Annotated in this window: 19 protein-coding genes; 7 read left to right on the top strand and 12 right to left on the bottom strand. The window is 63.2% G+C overall.

The window, feature by feature from the left end; genetic code table 11:
* Positions 1 to 49: 49 nt before the first annotated feature.
* The 3 genes from CO731_RS19030 to CO731_RS19020 form a co-directional block, all read right to left on the bottom strand.
* On the bottom strand, positions 50 to 568 hold the full coding sequence (locus CO731_RS19030; RefSeq protein ID WP_245439923.1) for a transglutaminase-like cysteine peptidase: 519 nt from the start codon (positions 566 to 568) through the stop codon (positions 50 to 52).
* Positions 569 to 1,083: 515 nt separating this feature from the next.
* Positions 1,084 to 1,701, bottom strand: coding sequence for a PilZ domain-containing protein (locus CO731_RS19025; protein ID WP_108608350.1), 618 nt, complete (start codon positions 1,699 to 1,701; stop codon positions 1,084 to 1,086).
* A gap of 117 nt (positions 1,702 to 1,818) precedes the next feature.
* Positions 1,819 to 2,457, bottom strand: coding sequence for a PAS domain-containing protein (locus CO731_RS19020; RefSeq protein ID WP_108609927.1), 639 nt, complete (start codon positions 2,455 to 2,457; stop codon positions 1,819 to 1,821).
* 377 nt (positions 2,458 to 2,834) lie between these two features.
* On the opposite strand from CO731_RS19020, the gene CO731_RS19015 reads away from it, so the two are divergent.
* Positions 2,835 to 3,569: a rhomboid family intramembrane serine protease gene (locus tag CO731_RS19015; protein WP_108608349.1), complete on the top strand. Its 735-nt coding sequence runs from the start codon at positions 2,835 to 2,837 to the stop codon at positions 3,567 to 3,569.
* Positions 3,570 to 3,670: 101 nt separating this feature from the next.
* Positions 3,671 to 4,102: a CBS domain-containing protein gene (locus tag CO731_RS19010; protein ID WP_055970721.1), complete on the top strand. Its 432-nt coding sequence runs from the start codon at positions 3,671 to 3,673 to the stop codon at positions 4,100 to 4,102.
* 53 nt (positions 4,103 to 4,155) lie between these two features.
* Here the strand turns inward: CO731_RS19010 and CO731_RS19005 are convergent, their stop codons facing one another.
* The gene (locus tag CO731_RS19005; RefSeq protein WP_108608348.1) at positions 4,156 to 4,413 is read right to left on the bottom strand and encodes a YjhX family toxin; all 258 of its coding nucleotides are present in this window, start codon (positions 4,411 to 4,413) and stop codon (positions 4,156 to 4,158) included.
* Positions 4,414 to 4,756: 343 nt separating this feature from the next.
* On the opposite strand from CO731_RS19005, the gene gatB reads away from it, so the two are divergent.
* Positions 4,757 to 6,259 carry an Asp-tRNA(Asn)/Glu-tRNA(Gln) amidotransferase subunit GatB gene (gene gatB, locus CO731_RS19000; protein ID WP_108608347.1) on the top strand — a complete coding sequence of 501 codons (1,503 nt, stop codon included), beginning with the start codon at positions 4,757 to 4,759 and terminating at the stop codon, positions 6,257 to 6,259.
* A gap of 2 nt (positions 6,260 to 6,261) precedes the next feature.
* Positions 6,262 to 6,753, top strand: a complete 492-nt coding sequence (locus CO731_RS18995; protein WP_108608346.1) for a GNAT family N-acetyltransferase — start codon at positions 6,262 to 6,264, stop codon at positions 6,751 to 6,753.
* 12 nt (positions 6,754 to 6,765) lie between these two features.
* Here the strand turns inward: CO731_RS18995 and panC are convergent, their stop codons facing one another.
* The 3 genes from panC to CO731_RS18980 form a co-directional block, all read right to left on the bottom strand.
* Positions 6,766 to 7,611 (bottom strand): pantoate--beta-alanine ligase, encoded by an 846-nt coding sequence (gene panC, locus CO731_RS18990; RefSeq protein WP_108608345.1) that lies wholly within the window; start codon positions 7,609 to 7,611, stop codon positions 6,766 to 6,768.
* Positions 7,608 to 8,444: a 3-methyl-2-oxobutanoate hydroxymethyltransferase gene (gene panB, locus CO731_RS18985; protein ID WP_108608344.1), complete on the bottom strand. Its 837-nt coding sequence runs from the start codon at positions 8,442 to 8,444 to the stop codon at positions 7,608 to 7,610. Before panB ends, panC begins: the two co-directional genes overlap by 4 nt.
* 134 nt (positions 8,445 to 8,578) lie before the next feature.
* Positions 8,579 to 9,061 carry a hypothetical protein gene (locus tag CO731_RS18980; protein ID WP_108608343.1) on the bottom strand — a complete coding sequence of 161 codons (483 nt, stop codon included), beginning with the start codon at positions 9,059 to 9,061 and terminating at the stop codon, positions 8,579 to 8,581.
* A gap of 157 nt (positions 9,062 to 9,218) precedes the next feature.
* Here CO731_RS18980 and CO731_RS18975 point away from each other — a divergent pair, with 157 nt between their 5' ends.
* The 3 genes from CO731_RS18975 to CO731_RS18965 all read left to right on the top strand — a co-directional run bounded on the left by CO731_RS18975 (position 9,219) and on the right by CO731_RS18965 (position 10,792).
* Complete coding sequence (locus CO731_RS18975) at positions 9,219 to 9,617, top strand: NADH:ubiquinone oxidoreductase subunit NDUFA12 (protein ID WP_108608342.1); 399 nt, start codon at positions 9,219 to 9,221, stop codon at positions 9,615 to 9,617.
* 315 nt (positions 9,618 to 9,932) lie between these two features.
* Positions 9,933 to 10,343: a DUF2155 domain-containing protein gene (locus CO731_RS18970; RefSeq protein WP_245439921.1), complete on the top strand. Its 411-nt coding sequence runs from the start codon at positions 9,933 to 9,935 to the stop codon at positions 10,341 to 10,343.
* Between the two features lie 71 nt (positions 10,344 to 10,414).
* Positions 10,415 to 10,792 carry a hypothetical protein gene (locus CO731_RS18965; RefSeq protein ID WP_108608341.1) on the top strand — a complete coding sequence of 126 codons (378 nt, stop codon included), beginning with the start codon at positions 10,415 to 10,417 and terminating at the stop codon, positions 10,790 to 10,792.
* A 4-nt stretch (positions 10,793 to 10,796) separates the two neighbouring features.
* Here the strand turns inward: CO731_RS18965 and aat are convergent, their stop codons facing one another.
* The 5 genes from aat to CO731_RS18940 all read right to left on the bottom strand — a co-directional run bounded on the left by aat (position 10,797) and on the right by CO731_RS18940 (position 14,652).
* Entirely contained in the window at positions 10,797 to 11,414 is a 618-nt protein-coding gene (gene aat, locus CO731_RS18960) for a leucyl/phenylalanyl-tRNA--protein transferase (RefSeq protein ID WP_108608340.1), read from the bottom strand.
* Positions 11,415 to 11,426: 12 nt separating this feature from the next.
* The gene (accC, locus tag CO731_RS18955; protein WP_108608339.1) at positions 11,427 to 12,770 is read right to left on the bottom strand and encodes an acetyl-CoA carboxylase biotin carboxylase subunit; all 1,344 of its coding nucleotides are present in this window, start codon (positions 12,768 to 12,770) and stop codon (positions 11,427 to 11,429) included.
* Between the two features lie 18 nt (positions 12,771 to 12,788).
* Positions 12,789 to 13,253 (bottom strand): acetyl-CoA carboxylase biotin carboxyl carrier protein, encoded by a 465-nt coding sequence (accB, locus tag CO731_RS18950; RefSeq protein ID WP_108608338.1) that lies wholly within the window; start codon positions 13,251 to 13,253, stop codon positions 12,789 to 12,791.
* Between the two features lie 27 nt (positions 13,254 to 13,280).
* Entirely contained in the window at positions 13,281 to 13,715 is a 435-nt protein-coding gene (aroQ, locus tag CO731_RS18945) for a type II 3-dehydroquinate dehydratase (protein ID WP_108608337.1), read from the bottom strand.
* A 130-nt stretch (positions 13,716 to 13,845) separates the two neighbouring features.
* A complete protein-coding gene (locus tag CO731_RS18940; RefSeq protein ID WP_108608336.1) occupies positions 13,846 to 14,652 on the bottom strand; it encodes a DsbA family protein in 807 nt (268 codons plus the stop codon).
* Between the last annotated feature and the right edge of the window lie 27 nt (positions 14,653 to 14,679).

Here is a 14,679-nt window from a genome sequence, read left to right as displayed (position 1 = left end):
TCGTTGGGGACGGGGAGGGTGGGGACGCGACCGGGTTTCTCGCCGAAGCCTAGCGAACCGACGCGACGGCGTCGGCGCGGCCATCGTTAATGGCAATCCAGACGCCCGAATTTCGCTCGGACTGGCGCTTCAGATAGGTGTATGGCGTCTCGTTCCAGGCCATGACCTGCGAGTCGAGGTTGTCGAGGATGAACTCGCCGAGGCTGGTACGCACGGTCAGCACGGCGTGGCCCTCGCCATTCGGCTGGCGCACGACGGTGACCAGCAGGTTGCCGGCCGGCACGCCCAAGGCCATCAGGCGGCGGCGCTTCTCCAGGACATAGTCTTCGCAGTCGCCAGCGCCGGTGGTCGGGTATGACCAGACCTCTTCCTGGCCCCACATTTCCATGTCGGTGCGCGGAGCGACCGCAGTGTTGACCTCGTCGTTGATCGCGACGATTTCTTTCCACAGGCTGCGCGTCAGCTCGACGGGGGCCTTGCTGGCGGTCTTTTCATTGCACTCGATCGGCGAGCGCTTGCACAGCTCATAGTGTCCGACAGGCTGCGTGGTACGGCCGTTGGTCTGCATGGCCACCGGTGCGGCAAGCGCGCTACCGATGGCGCTGGCTTGAAGTGTCGCAGCCAGAAGCAGAAGCCATCCCCGACGCTTGATCATTTTTTAGTCTCCCCGTTTGAGGGGACAATGACAGGGTCGGATTTATTTCACGCAAAGCAACGAAGTAGATGTTGAGTAAAAACAGGAGAGAACTCTTATAAACAAAGAAGAGAATAAGAATAAAATTTGCAGAAAATTTGATTATAATTTTATCGATGTGGCATGGCTGTTGGTTTGCCGCACAATTGTTTGGCCGTTCGGGGGGCTGGAGGGACCCGAGGATGAAACAGCGGCTGGCGGGGTTGCGCAGCCGCGTTCTGGTGCGCGGATGTGCTCGCGTTTTGGCTTTTGTGGAAGTGCTTGCTCACCGAGCTGCCATGCCGGCGCCGGAGGGTGCAGTACGGCTTTAGTCAGGGGCGAACGTAAATAGCCTGACCTCCGACCAGGTCAGGCAAAATCCTATTGTCTGGAAAGGCGGCAGTCGGCCGTCAGGTGCGCGGCCGGTTGAACTCGGTGTCGAGCGATTCGGGGCGCTGGACGACGGCGAATTCGATGGCGACGCCGTCCTCGAAATGGCGGACGATCTGGCCGCGCATCGTTCCCAGCGTTACTTGGACGCCGATCGCCGGCTTGACCTCGATCTCGATGGCCGCGCCTGAAAGCGACAGGTCGATGATGCGGCAGGGATATTGGCGGCCGTCGATGAGCTGCAGCACGCTGACCGGGTTGCGCGGCGCCACGCGTTCGTGGCGGCGGTCCTCGGGCAGGTCGAGCTCATGCTTGTTGGCGAGCCAGGTGAGCTGGGCTGCCAGCTTGTCCTTCTTGCGGTCCGAGGCAATGACCGTCATGGCAAAGCCATCTGGTAAGGTGCGGGTGACGACGCCTTCGACGCGGCCGATGTGATCGATATAGGCGATAACCTTTTCGCCTGGCATGCCCGAACGGTCGGAGCGGAAGGCGACGTTGCCGGGCGACATGTCGACCACCTGGCCGGCATGCTCGGTACGATCCTCGAGCATGAAACGGCCATAGATCTTCACGCGGACGCGCTGGAAATTCCGCCGCTCCGCCCGTGACGGCGCGTAGTCCATCGCCGCTGGCCTCATGCTAACCTCATATCCGCAGGCTCCCATCGAACAGCATCGGAGAGCTATCTCGGAAAAATACCGCCGGAGAGGTTAACAAAACGCGTAGTTTTCTACCCTTGCGTCAGGTTGCGGGCGCTATTCCTCGCGTCCGCCTTCGAGAACGAACAGATGGCGGATGCGCCGGGCGCCGTCGAGCGGGTTCGGCTCGCCCTCCAGCGCCGAGGCGCTCGGCGCGAGCGACGGCACGGTGACGGCCGGGCGGTTCTTGAGGAACATCGGCTCGAGGTCGGGATCGACGACGCGCACGCTTTCGATCGAGGCGTCGGTGAGCGGGTCGGAACCGAGCCAGAACGGCCGCTCGACGCTCGACAGGACGCCCAGGCTGCGTGGGTTCTCTATGCCGCCGTCGAGCGGCAAGAGCAGCATCTCGAAGGTCGTGGCGCGCCGGCTGGACGTGAAGCCCTCGAAAGTGATGACGACCACCGACTTTTGCTGGAACACGCCATAGGCGAGCCGGGCCATCAGCCGCTGGTCCTTCTGGCGCCACAGCGAGGGGAAGGAAAAGCCCTTGAGCTCGCGGCCGAAGGTGGCGCAGAGCCGGGTGCCGGCGAGGCGGAAGACGGCTTCGCCGCGGGCGTCGCGTTCGAGGATGAAAGTGTCGGCAAGCAGGCCCTTGATGTCGGCCGGTTCGACCTCCGTGCGTTTGGGTGCGGGTCTGCCGTCGCGAAGGCGGTTCCAGTATTGGAACAGTGCCAGCGATCCTTTCTGTTTCATATTGCTCCGCTCCGAGCGCTTCTGTGCCTGATGTGCCATCCGAGGACAGAATCGCTTCAATCTTGAGGACTACATGAGGCGCGGAGCAGGACGCGTGCCAGTCACAGTAACAGTTGTTAACGCTTGGGGGTCGGTAAGGTTAACAAAGGGTTTACGTTGCCGGGTCGGGCCATCCGTGAGATGTTCAAGTCACTCCATGAAGTGGCCGCTCAGGCGCGGCCAGCAGCACTTCAGTCAAAGTTTATTGGGGACGGGCAGGGGGGCTCGACCAGCCGTCCAGGGGAAACCTTGGGCGGCTTTCTTTTTTGCGCTTTCAGTCCGGCTGTTCTAGATGGGGACCGGGCGCCATCGGCCCGACGACACCGGACCAGAGGCGCATGAGCGAACAGCCCAATCCCATCGACAATGCCCGCGACACGGACGAGCCGCTGCCGCCGCAGCGCGAACCGGTGTTCAACCTGCCGGCCATCGTCGTTACCGTCATCGGCGCCTGCGTCGCCATTCACCTGGTGCGTGTCTATCTGCTCAGCCTCGACCAGGACCTGTGGCTGCTGGTCCGCGCAGCTTTCATCCCGATCCGCTATTCGGGGCAGTTTGATATTGATATCTATGCTTTTACGACGCCGCTGACCTACGCATTCCTGCATGGCGGCTTTGCCCATCTGATCATCAACATGGTGTGGCTGGCGGCTTTCGGCTCGCCCTTGGCGAACCGGCTCGGCGTCTTGCGGTTCTGTCTCTTCTTTGCAGCGACCACGCTCGCTGCCGTGGCGTTGCACTACGTGCTTCACCCTCTCGATCAGGCGCCGCTGGTCGGTGCGTCCGGTGCCATTTCGGGCATGATGGGTGCGGCAGCCCGCTTCAGCTTCCAGATCGACCGCTCGCACGGCAAGCCGGCCTTTGCCGGGGCGCCGCTGCCGATCCGCGATGTGTTCCGTTCGCGCGCGACGGTGACGTTCCTGGCGGTCTGGATGGTGGTCAACCTGGTCACCGGGCTGGTCGGTCTTGCCCCCGGCGACAACAGCCAGATTGCCTGGGAGGCCCATATCGGCGGGTTCCTGGCGGGGTTCCTCGGCATCCGGTTTTTCGACCGCAGACCAAAATACGCCTGAGCGCGTTGTACTTGAAATGCTGACTAATGCAGAGCACCATGCACTTGGCTCCGTGGGCCGCATGGAGTGTTTGCGCAGACCGACAGCAGCAGGAGGACCCGATGACAGTGAAGGCTATTCTGGAACGGAAGGGCCACGACGTTTTTACCATTGGGCCCAACGTGCAGTTGTCGGAGGCAGTCAGCATCCTGGCCGAACACCGCATCGGCGCCCTTGTCGTGACCAACGGCGACCGCAAGATCGTCGGCATCCTGTCGGAGCGCGACGTGGTCCGCATCATCGGCAAGGAAGGTGGCGCCGCCCTTGAAAAGACGGTGCGCGAGGTGATGACCCCCAAGGTCAAGATCTGCAACGAAAACCACACCGTCAACCAAGTCATGGAGATCATGACCGTCGGCCGCTTCCGCCATCTGCCCGTCGAGCGCGACGGCTATCTCTACGGCATCGTCTCGATCGGCGACGTCGTCAAGCGCCGCATCGAGGATGTCGAGCGCGAGGCGGAGGAGATCAAGGCCTATATCGCCACCGCCTGAAGCGGCTGGGCGATGCGCCGGACCCGCAAAGTGCGGACCCGGCGTCGCTGGCACTACCTGTTGTCGAGTTCGGAGCGGACGAGTTTGAGGCCTCGCTTGGTGATGCGGTACGGCCCGCCTTGCGACGACGCGACCGCCCGTTTCCGCTTCAGCTTCCTGAAAAGTTCCAGATCGACGCCCGGATAGCGCCAGCCGTCGCGGGTGAGGCAGATCACGGCCTCGATCTTCCTGTTGTCGTCTTTCTCGATTTCGATCCGCCCGCCCTGGGCGAGCAGGTGCAGGATGCGCTGCTCTATGCGCGATATGTCCATGTGTGGATGAGTCCCGGAAAACCTGGCCGGGCAGCCCGTGGGCCGCACAGCCAAAACAAAAAGCCGCCGCCGCGAATACTCACGGCACGGGGTTTCTGGTTTTCACGCCCCGCCTTCAGCTGAAGGTCGGGGCCTTAACGGGACTCAGACGAGTTAAACATCCACACTCCATCGGGATGGGACCTATATAGCCAGACCGCCCTCAAGATGCCAGCCAGGGCGCGGCTTTGTCGCCTTATGGGCCGGCGACAGTTGCAACGAGGCAACGATTGATCTAGCGAAACAGGACGATTTGTCGTTCGCCGACAGGCGACAAAACAGACACGGACGTATTCGGATTACCATGACCCTCATCGACACCCGCACGCCCGACGCCAAGCGCTTCATCCCCGGTGCCACCGGTGACTGGGAAGTCATCATCGGCCTGGAGGTCCATGCCCAGGTGACGTCGGAAGCGAAACTCTTTTCTGGCGCCTCGACGGCATTCGGCGCCGAGCCCAACGCCAATGTCAGCCTCGTCGACGCGGCGATGCCCGGCATGCTGCCCGTCATCAACGAGGAATGCGTGCGCCAGGCGATCCGCACCGGCCTCGGCCTGAAGGCGCAAATCAACCTGAAGTCGGTCTTCGACCGGAAGAACTATTTCTATCCGGACCTGCCGCAGGGCTACCAGATCTCGCAGTTCAAGCAGCCGATCGTCGGCGAGGGCACGATGACCATCTCGGTCGGCCCCGACCGCAAGGGCGAGTTCGAGGACATCGAAATCGGCATCGAGCGCCTGCATCTCGAGCAGGACGCGGGCAAGTCGATCCACGACCAGCACCCGACGATGTCTTATGTCGACCTCAACCGCTCGGGCGTGGCGCTGATGGAGATCGTCTCCAAGCCCGACATGCGCTCGGCCGACGAGGCCAAGGCCTATGTCACCAAGCTGCGCACCATCGTACGCTATCTCGGCACCTGCGACGGCAACATGGACGAAGGCTCGATGCGGGCCGACGTCAACGTCTCGGTGCGCCGTCCCGGCGGCGAGTTCGGTACGCGCTGCGAGATCAAGAACGTCAACTCGATCCGTTTCGTCGGCCAGGCCATCGAATATGAGGCGCGGCGCCAGATCGCCATTCTCGAGGACGGCGGCAAGATCGACCAGGAGACGCGCCTGTTCGACCCTAACAAGGGCGAGACGCGCTCGATGCGCTCCAAGGAAGAGGCGCACGACTACCGCTACTTCCCCGATCCGGACCTTCTGCCACTCGAATTCGACCAGGCCTATGTCGACGCGCTCGCCAAGGAAATCGTTGAACTGCCCGACGACAAGAAGGATCGGCTGGTCAAGTCGCTCGGCCTGTCGGTCTACGACGCCTCGATCCTGGTCTCGGAAAAGTCGATCGCCGATTATTTCGAGAAGGTCGCGGCCGGCCGCGACGGCAAGCTTGCCGCCAACTGGGTCATCAACGACCTGCTCGGCGCGCTCAACAAGGCCGGCAAGGACATTGAAAATGCCCCTGTGACGCCCGACCAGCTCGGTGCGGTCATCGACCTGATCAAGGAAGGCACCATCTCCGGCAAGATCGCCAAGGACCTCTTCGAGATCGTCTGGAACGAGGGCGGCGAGCCGCGCGAGCTGGTCGAAAGCCGCGGCATGAAGCAGGTCACCGACACCGGCGCCATCGAAAAGGCCGTCGACGACGTCATTGCCGCCAACCCCGACAAGGCCGACCAGGCCCGCGCCAAGCCGACCATGGCCGGCTGGTTCGTCGGCCAGGTGATGAAGGCGACGGGCGGCAAGGCCAACCCGCAGGCCGTCAACGACCTGGTCAAGGCCAAGCTCGGCATCGAGGAATAGAGATGTTCGTACGCACGGCGAGCGAGCGCGACCTCGATACGGTCAAGGCGCTGCTCGCCGAGACGTGGCACGCGACCTACGATGCCATCTACGGCGTCGATCGGGTCAACGAGATCACCGGCGAGTGGCATTCGCTGGCTTCGCTCAAGGCGCGGCTGACAAGGCCACATTCCGAGTTCCTGGTTGCGGACGACGGCAAGCAGATCGGTGGCATGGCATATGCTGCGGCGACCAGCGATCCAAAGGTGGTGGTGCTCCATCAGCTATATGTGCGCCCGGCAAATCAGGGCGCCGGCATTGGCCGCAGCTTGCTCGAAGAGATCGAGCAGAGCTTTCCCGAGGCGCGGACTTTGCGTCTCGAAGTGGAGGAGGCGAATGCCGGCGCCATTGCCTTCTACGGGGCAAATGGTTTCGTGCATGCGGGCGCGACCGCCAATTGCGGTGCCGACCAGTCCGGCATTCCGGCGCTGATCTTCGAGAAGACGCTGGGCTGAGGCAGGCCAGGTTTAGCTGGCCGATATCTCGATATTGTCGATGAGGCGCGTCTTGCCGAGGCGGGCAGCGACCATAACGCGGCCGTCGCGGTCCTTCCGCCATGGCGCCAGCATCACGCTTTCCCGCGCCTCGACATAGTCGACGACGTCGAAGCCGGCATCGAGGATCTGCTGGCGCGCGGCAGCCATGGTCGCCTGCTCGTTGGCGCCTGACCGAAGCAGCGACGCTGCCTTGCGCAGCACCTTGTTGAGCTTGCGCGCGATGTCGAGTTCCGCCGCGTCGAGATAGGCATTGCGTGACGACATGGCGAGGCCTTCGGCGTCGCGGATCGTCGGCGAGCCCAGGACCTCCACCGGCAGGTCGAGGTCGAGGCACAGCTTCTTGACCACGCAGAGCTGCTGATAGTCCTTCTCGCCAAACACGGCGAGGTCGGGTGCCGCCTGGATGAACAGCTTGGCGACGACTGTGGCCACGCCGTCGAAAAAGGCCGGGCGGAAGGCCGTTTCAAGACCGGCCGACGGGCCAGCGACCGAGATCGAAGTGGCAAAGCCTTGCGGGTAGACTTCGTCGACGCCGGGCGTGAAGGCGAGGTGGACGCCTGCCTGCTTCAGCTTGTCGAGGTCGAGCACCAGCTGGCGCGGGTACTTGTCGAGGTCTTCGGTCGGTGCGAACTGGCGCGGATTGACGAAGATCGAGACGACGCAGCGGTCGGCGCGCTCAAGGGCCGCGCGCATCAGCGAGACGTGGCCGTCATGCAGCGCGCCCATGGTCGGCACCAGCGCGACTTTCAGGCCCTCGGCACGCCACGCCTGCACTTGCGCGCGCAGGGCGGCGATGGTTTCGACGACAACGGTCATGCCTTGTCCTTGCTCAGTGAAAACAGGTGCTCGGGTCCGGGGAAGGCGCGGCTTCGGACGTCCCGCGCGTAGTCCTCGGCGGCCTTGGAGACCGTGTCCCGCAGCAGCGCATATTCCTTGACGAATTTTGGTACCCTGTCGACGGTGAAGCCGATGGCGTCGTCGATGACCAGGATCTGGCCGTCGCATTGAGCGCTGGCACCGATGCCTATGGTCGGGATGGCGATGCGTCGCGTGATTTCGGCGGCCACGGGCTCTACAGTGCCCTCGATGACGACCGAGAATGCGCCGGCGGCCTCGACTGCCTTGGCGTCGGCGTAGAGCAACTCGGCATTGGCTTCGGAGCGGCCCTTGATCTTGTAGCCGCCTTCCTTCTCGACCGACTGCGGCAACAGGCCGATATGGCCCATGACGGGGATGCCGGCGGCGACGATGGCGGCGATCTGGGCTGCGATGGCCGTGCCGCCTTCGAGCTTGACCGCATGGCAGCCGGTCTCGCGCACGATGCGCTGGGCACAGGAGACGGCGTTTTCTACCGTGTCCTCGTAGCTGCCGGCGGGCATGTCGACGACGACACAGGCGCGGCTTGAACCGCGCATGACCGCCTGGCCGTGGGCGATCATCATGTCCATCGTCGCGCCGAGTGTCGTCGGGTGGCCGTGCAACACCATGGCGACACTGTCGCCGACGAGTTGCAGGTCGACATGCGGGTCGAGCAGGCGGGCGATCGGATAGGTGTAGGCGGTGAGGCAGACGATGGGTTCGCCGCCCTTGCGGGCCGACAGCTCGGCAGGCGTGATGCGGCTGGCAGCCACAGGCGCGTCAGAAGCCATGTCTTTTCCTCCCTCGACCGGTGCCGGCCTAAGCCAGTCCGTGAGCCCGCATTGGGCCAGAGTCCATTACGGACCGGCTAATATTTTTGCAAGTGCGAGATCAAGCCGTGAGCAAGTGCGAGATGAGGCCGTCGTCACGCCAGGTTGCGAGCGGCTTCCTCCTGCGCCAACCTGCGGATGTAGACGGCGAATTCGGGGTCTTCGCCGGGCAGCAACTGGGGTAGGGCGTTACGGAAATCCTCGCGCCGGCACCATTCGCGCATGAAATCCTCCCAGGATGCCCAACGCCGCTGCCGGCGCTCCGGCATGTCTGGCTCGTAGGCCACGAGATAGGCACGCTCGAACAACGCGATGAGGATGGCGAACATCGCCAGGAGCCGGTCGCGCTGCTCGTCGTTCAGGCCGACGGTAGCCTTTTCGGACTGCAGCCGAAGGTCGGAGTGCTGGAGCGACAGCTTGAGGAAGTTGGTGTAGCCGTCGGAGAGCATCTGGTAGATCTCTTCCTCCTCATTGACCCTTTCCTTGCGCTGTTCGAAGACGAAGATGAAGATAGCCAGTGGCAGGCCGAAGATCGTCACCAGCATGCTCAGCATTTCAAGGATTTGCATGAAGGGCATTTGTCGCATCCCATCCGACGCCTGGGACGAACAGTAGGTTGTGATTGATCGCCTGCCAATCGTCGCAGGAGGCAAGTTGGGTGTTCTAAACTCTTGCCTTCGCGCCAGCCTGACGCCATAAGCAGGAGACTTTCGACGCGCCTGCCGCGAGGATCCGATGAAGAAATTCCTTGTCCAGTTTTTCACTTGGTGGAACGGCCAGACCCTTGGCACCCGCTTCCACACCTGGCGCAAAGGCACCAAGGTGGGCCAGGACGAATTCGGCAACGTCTACTATGAAGGCGGCAAGGATTCCGAGGGCCGCACGCGCCGCTGGGTGATCTACAACGGCGTGTCGGAAGCGTCGATGATTCCGCCCGGCTGGCACGGCTGGATGCATCACCGCGTCGACGTGGCGCCGCCGAGCGACAACTACATTCCGCGCGAGTGGCAGAAGGGGCATCAGCCCAATCTTACCGGCACCTCCGGCGCATACCGTCCCAAGGGTTCGGTGCTCGGCAACACGCATCGCCCGCAGGTTACCGGCGACTACGACGCCTGGACGCCCGGCTCGTAAGACGACAGCTCTTCGGCGCGGACATTTGTCGCCACAATTGGCGGCTAACTGCTTGCCCATTGGTGTCAGGCGTTTAGCCTTGGCGCATGGGAATCACCGAGTGCAGAACACTCCGGGCGCAACGGCGGTAACGACTGTATGACACTTCCTGGCCGGGTTCCGTCGAGCGGACGATCGAAGGCGAAAGCCCTGCTTGCTGCTGTCGCGCTGTGCGCCGGCCTTGGCCAGGCGACGGCCCAGGACAGCATCCAGCGCCTGCCGCTCGAAGAGCAGGTCCAGCAGGGCGACGATCTCCCGGCCATCGATCTCGAGCCTTTGCCCGGCGAAGCCCAGCCTGCCCCGAGCGATCCTCAGCCGGCGCCGCAGGCCGCAGCCCAACCGCAGCGCATCAAGAATCCGATCGCCGAGTTCGCCGGCATCGACAAGATCACCGGCCGCATCATCACTTTCGACGTCTATGTCAACGAGACCGTGCAGTTCGGCGCGCTGCAGGTGACGCCGCGCGTCTGCTATTCCAGGCCGGAGAACGAGGAGCCGAAGACGGACTCGTTCGTCGAAGTCGACGAGATCACGCTCGACCGCAAGATCAGGCGCATCTTCACCGGCTGGATGTTCGCCGAAAGCCCTGGCCTGAACGCCGTCGAGCACGCCGTCTATGACGTCTGGCTGAAGGCCTGCAAGCGCAAGTCGGACGTGCCGGCGCCGGAAGCCGCCAAGACCAACTGATCTCTATCGGAACCGCATCCACCGCCCGGCGTTTGTCGTCACGAGCAACGCCAGCGGAGGATCGTGCTGTGATGACCGTGAACCGTGACGAACTCCTCGAACTCGAGCGGGAATTCTGGACCGGCGATGAGCAGTTCTTTGCCGAAAACGCCGACCGGGAGTGCCTCGTCGCATTTCCCGAGATGGCTTGCGTGATGAGCAATGCCGATCTGGCCGCCACCGCCAAGAAGCCCAATCGCTGGCGAAACCTCGAGATCAAGCTGCAAGGCATCGTCGAGCCGGGCAGCGACATCGTCGTGCTGACCTATGAGGCCAAGGCCGTCCGCGAGAACGGGGAGCCGTATTCGGCGCTTGTCAGCACCGGCTACGTCCATCGCCTGCAAGGCTGGAAAATGATGTTCCACGCCCATGCGCCGCTCCAGCCGGAAGGCAGCAAGGCCAGGAACTAGCGCTTCAGGGAGCGAAATTGGCTTCGCCGACCAGCGCCTTGGCCAGCAGCTTCTCGTATTTGTCGCGCGGCACGTCGACCGCGCCGAAGCGCTTGAGATGGTCGGTGGTGAATTGCGTGTCGAGCAGCAGGAAGCCGCGTTGCTGGAGCCGTTCGACCAAGCGGACAAGGCAGACCTTCGACGCATCTTTCTCGCGCGAGAACATGCTTTCGCCGAAGAAGGCGCGACCCAGCGACACGCCATAGAGGCCGCCGACCAACTGTTCGTCGCGCCATGCCTCAACCGAGTGCGCATGGCCGATGCGGTGGAGATGGGTGTAGGCTTCGCGGATCGGTGCGTTGATCCAGGTCGACAGGCGCCCGGCGCGCCGTTCGGCGCAGGCATCGATCGTCGCTTCGAAGTCGCTGTCGAAACGGACTTCGAAATGCCCCTGCCGGATCGTCTTGGCAAGGCTGTGCGGTACGTGGAAGCTGTCGAAGGGGATGATACCGCGCGTCTCGGGCCGGACCCAGAAGACCTCCGGATCCGACGCGCTTTCGGCCATGGGAAAGACGCCCGACGCATAGGCCTTCAACAGAAGGTCCGTGGGTATGCTGTAGCCGGGCGCATAAGGGCGGGTCATGCGCCCCCCAGCCTACTCGCCTTTGGCGAGATGTTTTTCCAGCCAGTGGATGTCGTAGTCGCCATTTGCAATGTCAGGGTTGCCAACGAGTTCACGGAACAGCGGCAACGTCGTCTTGATACCATCTACCACGAATTCGTCGAGCGCGCGCCGTAGACGCATCATGCATTCGACGCGATTGCGGCCGTGCACGATGAGCTTGCCGATCAGGCTGTCATAGTAGGGCGGGATGCGATAGCCGGAATAGACGCCCGAATCGACGCGGATGCCGAGGCCGCCCGGGGTGTGGAAATGCGTGATCGTGCCGGGCGAGGGCACGAACGTGCGCGGATCCTCGGCGTTGATCCGGCATTCGATGGCATGGCCGTGGAAGCGGATGTCGTTCTGCGTGACAGACAGGCCGCCGCCGGAAGCGACGCGGATCTGCTCGTGCACGAGGTCGATACCGGTGATCGCTTCGGTGATCGTATGCTCGACCTGGAGACGGGTGTTCATTTCGATGAAATAGAACTCGCCGTTCTCGTAGAGGAACTCGATCGTACCTGCGCCGGAATAGCCGAGGTTAGCTACCGCATTGGCGCAGATGTCCCCGATGCGCGAGCGCTCCTCGGCGTTGAGGGCGGGCGAATTGGCTTCCTCCCAGACCTTCTGGTGGCGGCGCTGCAGCGAGCAGTCGCGCTCGCCGAGATGGACGCCCTTGCCGGCGCCGTCGCCGAAGATCTGAACTTCGATATGGCGCGGCTTCTGCAGGTACTTCTCGATGTAGACGGCGTCGTCACCGAAGGCCGCACCCGCTTCGGTGCGTGCAGTCTGCAGCGCGACTTCGAGGTCCGCCTCGGTGAGGGCAACCTTCATCCCGCGACCGCCGCCGCCGGCGGAGGCCTTGATGATGACCGGATAGCCGATCTCGGCGGCCACCCGCTTGGCTTCCTTCTCGTCGCTGACAGCGCCTTCCGAGCCGGGAACGACCGGAATGCCCAGACGCTTGGCGGTGCGCTTGGCCTCGATCTTGTCGCCCATGATGCGGATATGGTCGCCCGAGGGCCCGATGAAGGTGATGTTGTGGGCGGCCAGGATGTCGGCGAACTTGGCGTTCTCCGACAGGAAGCCGTAGCCAGGATGGACGGCGTCCGCCCCGGTGATCTCGCATGCCGCGACGATCTGATGGATGTTGAGATAGCTGTCGCGCGAAGGCGGTGGGCCGATGCAGACGCTTTCGTCGGCAAGCCGCACATGCATGGCGTCGGCGTCTGCGGTGGAGTGAACAGCAACCGTCTGGATGCCGAGCTCCTTGGCCGCGCGGAGCACTCTCAGCGCGATTTCGCCGCGGTTGGCGATCAGGATTTTCTGGAACATTGCGCGCAGCCTTCCGGCTTACTCGACGACGACGAGCGGCATGCCGTATTCGACAGGCTGCGCGTCTTCAATCAGGATCGCTGTGACGGTGCCGGAGCGCGGCGCGGGAATCTGGTTCATCGTCTTCATGGCTTCGATGATCAGCAGCGTCTGGCCTTCCTTGACCACCGAGCCAACCTCGATGAACGGCTTGGCATCCGGCGACGGTGCCAGATAGGCAGTGCCGACCATCGGCGAGGGCACGGCGTTCTTGGAGATGTCGACGACCGCGGGTGCGGCGACCGCGACCGGCGTCGAATTCACAGCTGCCGGCGCTGCCATGACCGGGGCCGCCACCGCATGCACGGCCTGCGTCTGGCGCGAGACGCGCACCTTGAGGTCGCCGAGTTCGACTTCGATCTCGGTCAGGTTGGTGTCGTTCAGGATCCCTGCGAGGTCGCGGACGAGCTGCTGGTCAACTCCATCGGTCTTCTTCGTCGCCATGTTCAAACCTTTTCTGTCTGTTTCCGGTCAGAGCCGGGCGGCCAGCGCCTGAAGCGCCAGCGTATATCCGAGCGGCCCGAAGCCGCAGATCATGCCCACGGCCACCGGTGCCACCATCGATTTATGGCGGAACGGCTCGCGGGCGTGGATGTTGGAAAGGTGCACCTCGGCGAGCGGCAGCGGCGAGACGGCACGGATGGCGTCCTGCAGCGCGATTGAGGTGTGGGTATAGGCGCCGGCGTTGAGCACGATGCCGGCGGCGTTTTCGCCCGCCTCGTGGATCCAGTCGACCAGATCGCCCTCGTGGTTCGATTGCCGGAAGTCGACCGCAAGCCCAAGCGAAGCGGCTGCCGCATGGCAGTCGGCCTCGATGTCGGCCAGGGTCTTGCCGCCATAGATGCCGGGCTCGCGTTTGCCGAGCATGTTAAGGTTCGGACCGTTGAGGACGAAAACCGTTTTCAATCTACAGACCTTTCCACCCGCCAGATCCTCTCTGGCGCGGCGGACCCTCTATAATCGGCATAAGCCGTCGCGGAAAGAGCGCAAGCAACTTCTTGCGCTGTCCACAACGGCTCATGTCCAAATGACGGGCTCAGCAGGTGGAATCGGCCTGGCAGGCGGCGGCCGCGGCGATCTTCTCGGCCAGCACGTCCTGGCCGAGCGCGCCGAAGACGACCTCGTTGCCGACGACATAGGACGGCGTGCCGCTGATCTGCAGCTTGTTGGCGAGCTCGTAGGTGCGGTTGAAGGCTTCGCCTATGGCCGGATCCTTCATCGCCTCGCGCAGCTTGGCTTCGTCGGCGCCGAGCTCCAGAGCGAGCTTGATGGCATTGTCCTCGCCGGCGCGGCCTTCGCCGCCGAGCAGCTTGTCGTGGAATTCGCCGTACTTCTCGGGCATCAGCTTACGGAAGGCCATCGAAACGACGTGGGCCTTCTGGGAGTCCGGTCCGAGGATCGGGAACTCCTTGAGGACGAAGCGCAGGTCGGGATTGGCCTTGGTCAGCGCATGCATGTCGGCCTGCGCGCGTTTGCAGTAGCCGCAATTGTAGTCGTAGAACTCGACGATGGTGGTCTTGCCGTCGGGATTGCCGACGATGCCGTCGAAGGCCGAGTTGAAGATCTCGTCCTTGCTCTGCTTGATCACCTCGAGGCTGGCGATGCGCTGCTCTTCTTTCTGCTTGGCTTCGAGCGCGCCCTGCATTTCGAGCAGCAGCTCGGGATTGTCGAGCAGGTATTCGCGCACGATCGTCTCGACCTGCTTCTTGTCGAGGCTGCCGGTTGCTGCCGGTTGCGATGCGCTTTGGGCATGCGCGGTGCCGGGATTGCCGGCCAGGCCGAAAGCCAGCATGGCGAAGGCGACTGCGATGCCGGTCGTGCCGAGAAGAAGTGCTTTTTTCATGATCCCTGAGTCTCCAGCCGTTTCGGC

Source organism: Aminobacter sp. MSH1, from assembly GCF_003071665.1.
Classification (GTDB): domain Bacteria; phylum Pseudomonadota; class Alphaproteobacteria; order Rhizobiales; family Rhizobiaceae; genus Aminobacter; species Aminobacter niigataensis.
Note: the sequence above shows the minus strand (reverse complement) of the source record. Positions and strands in the feature narration are given on the sequence as shown.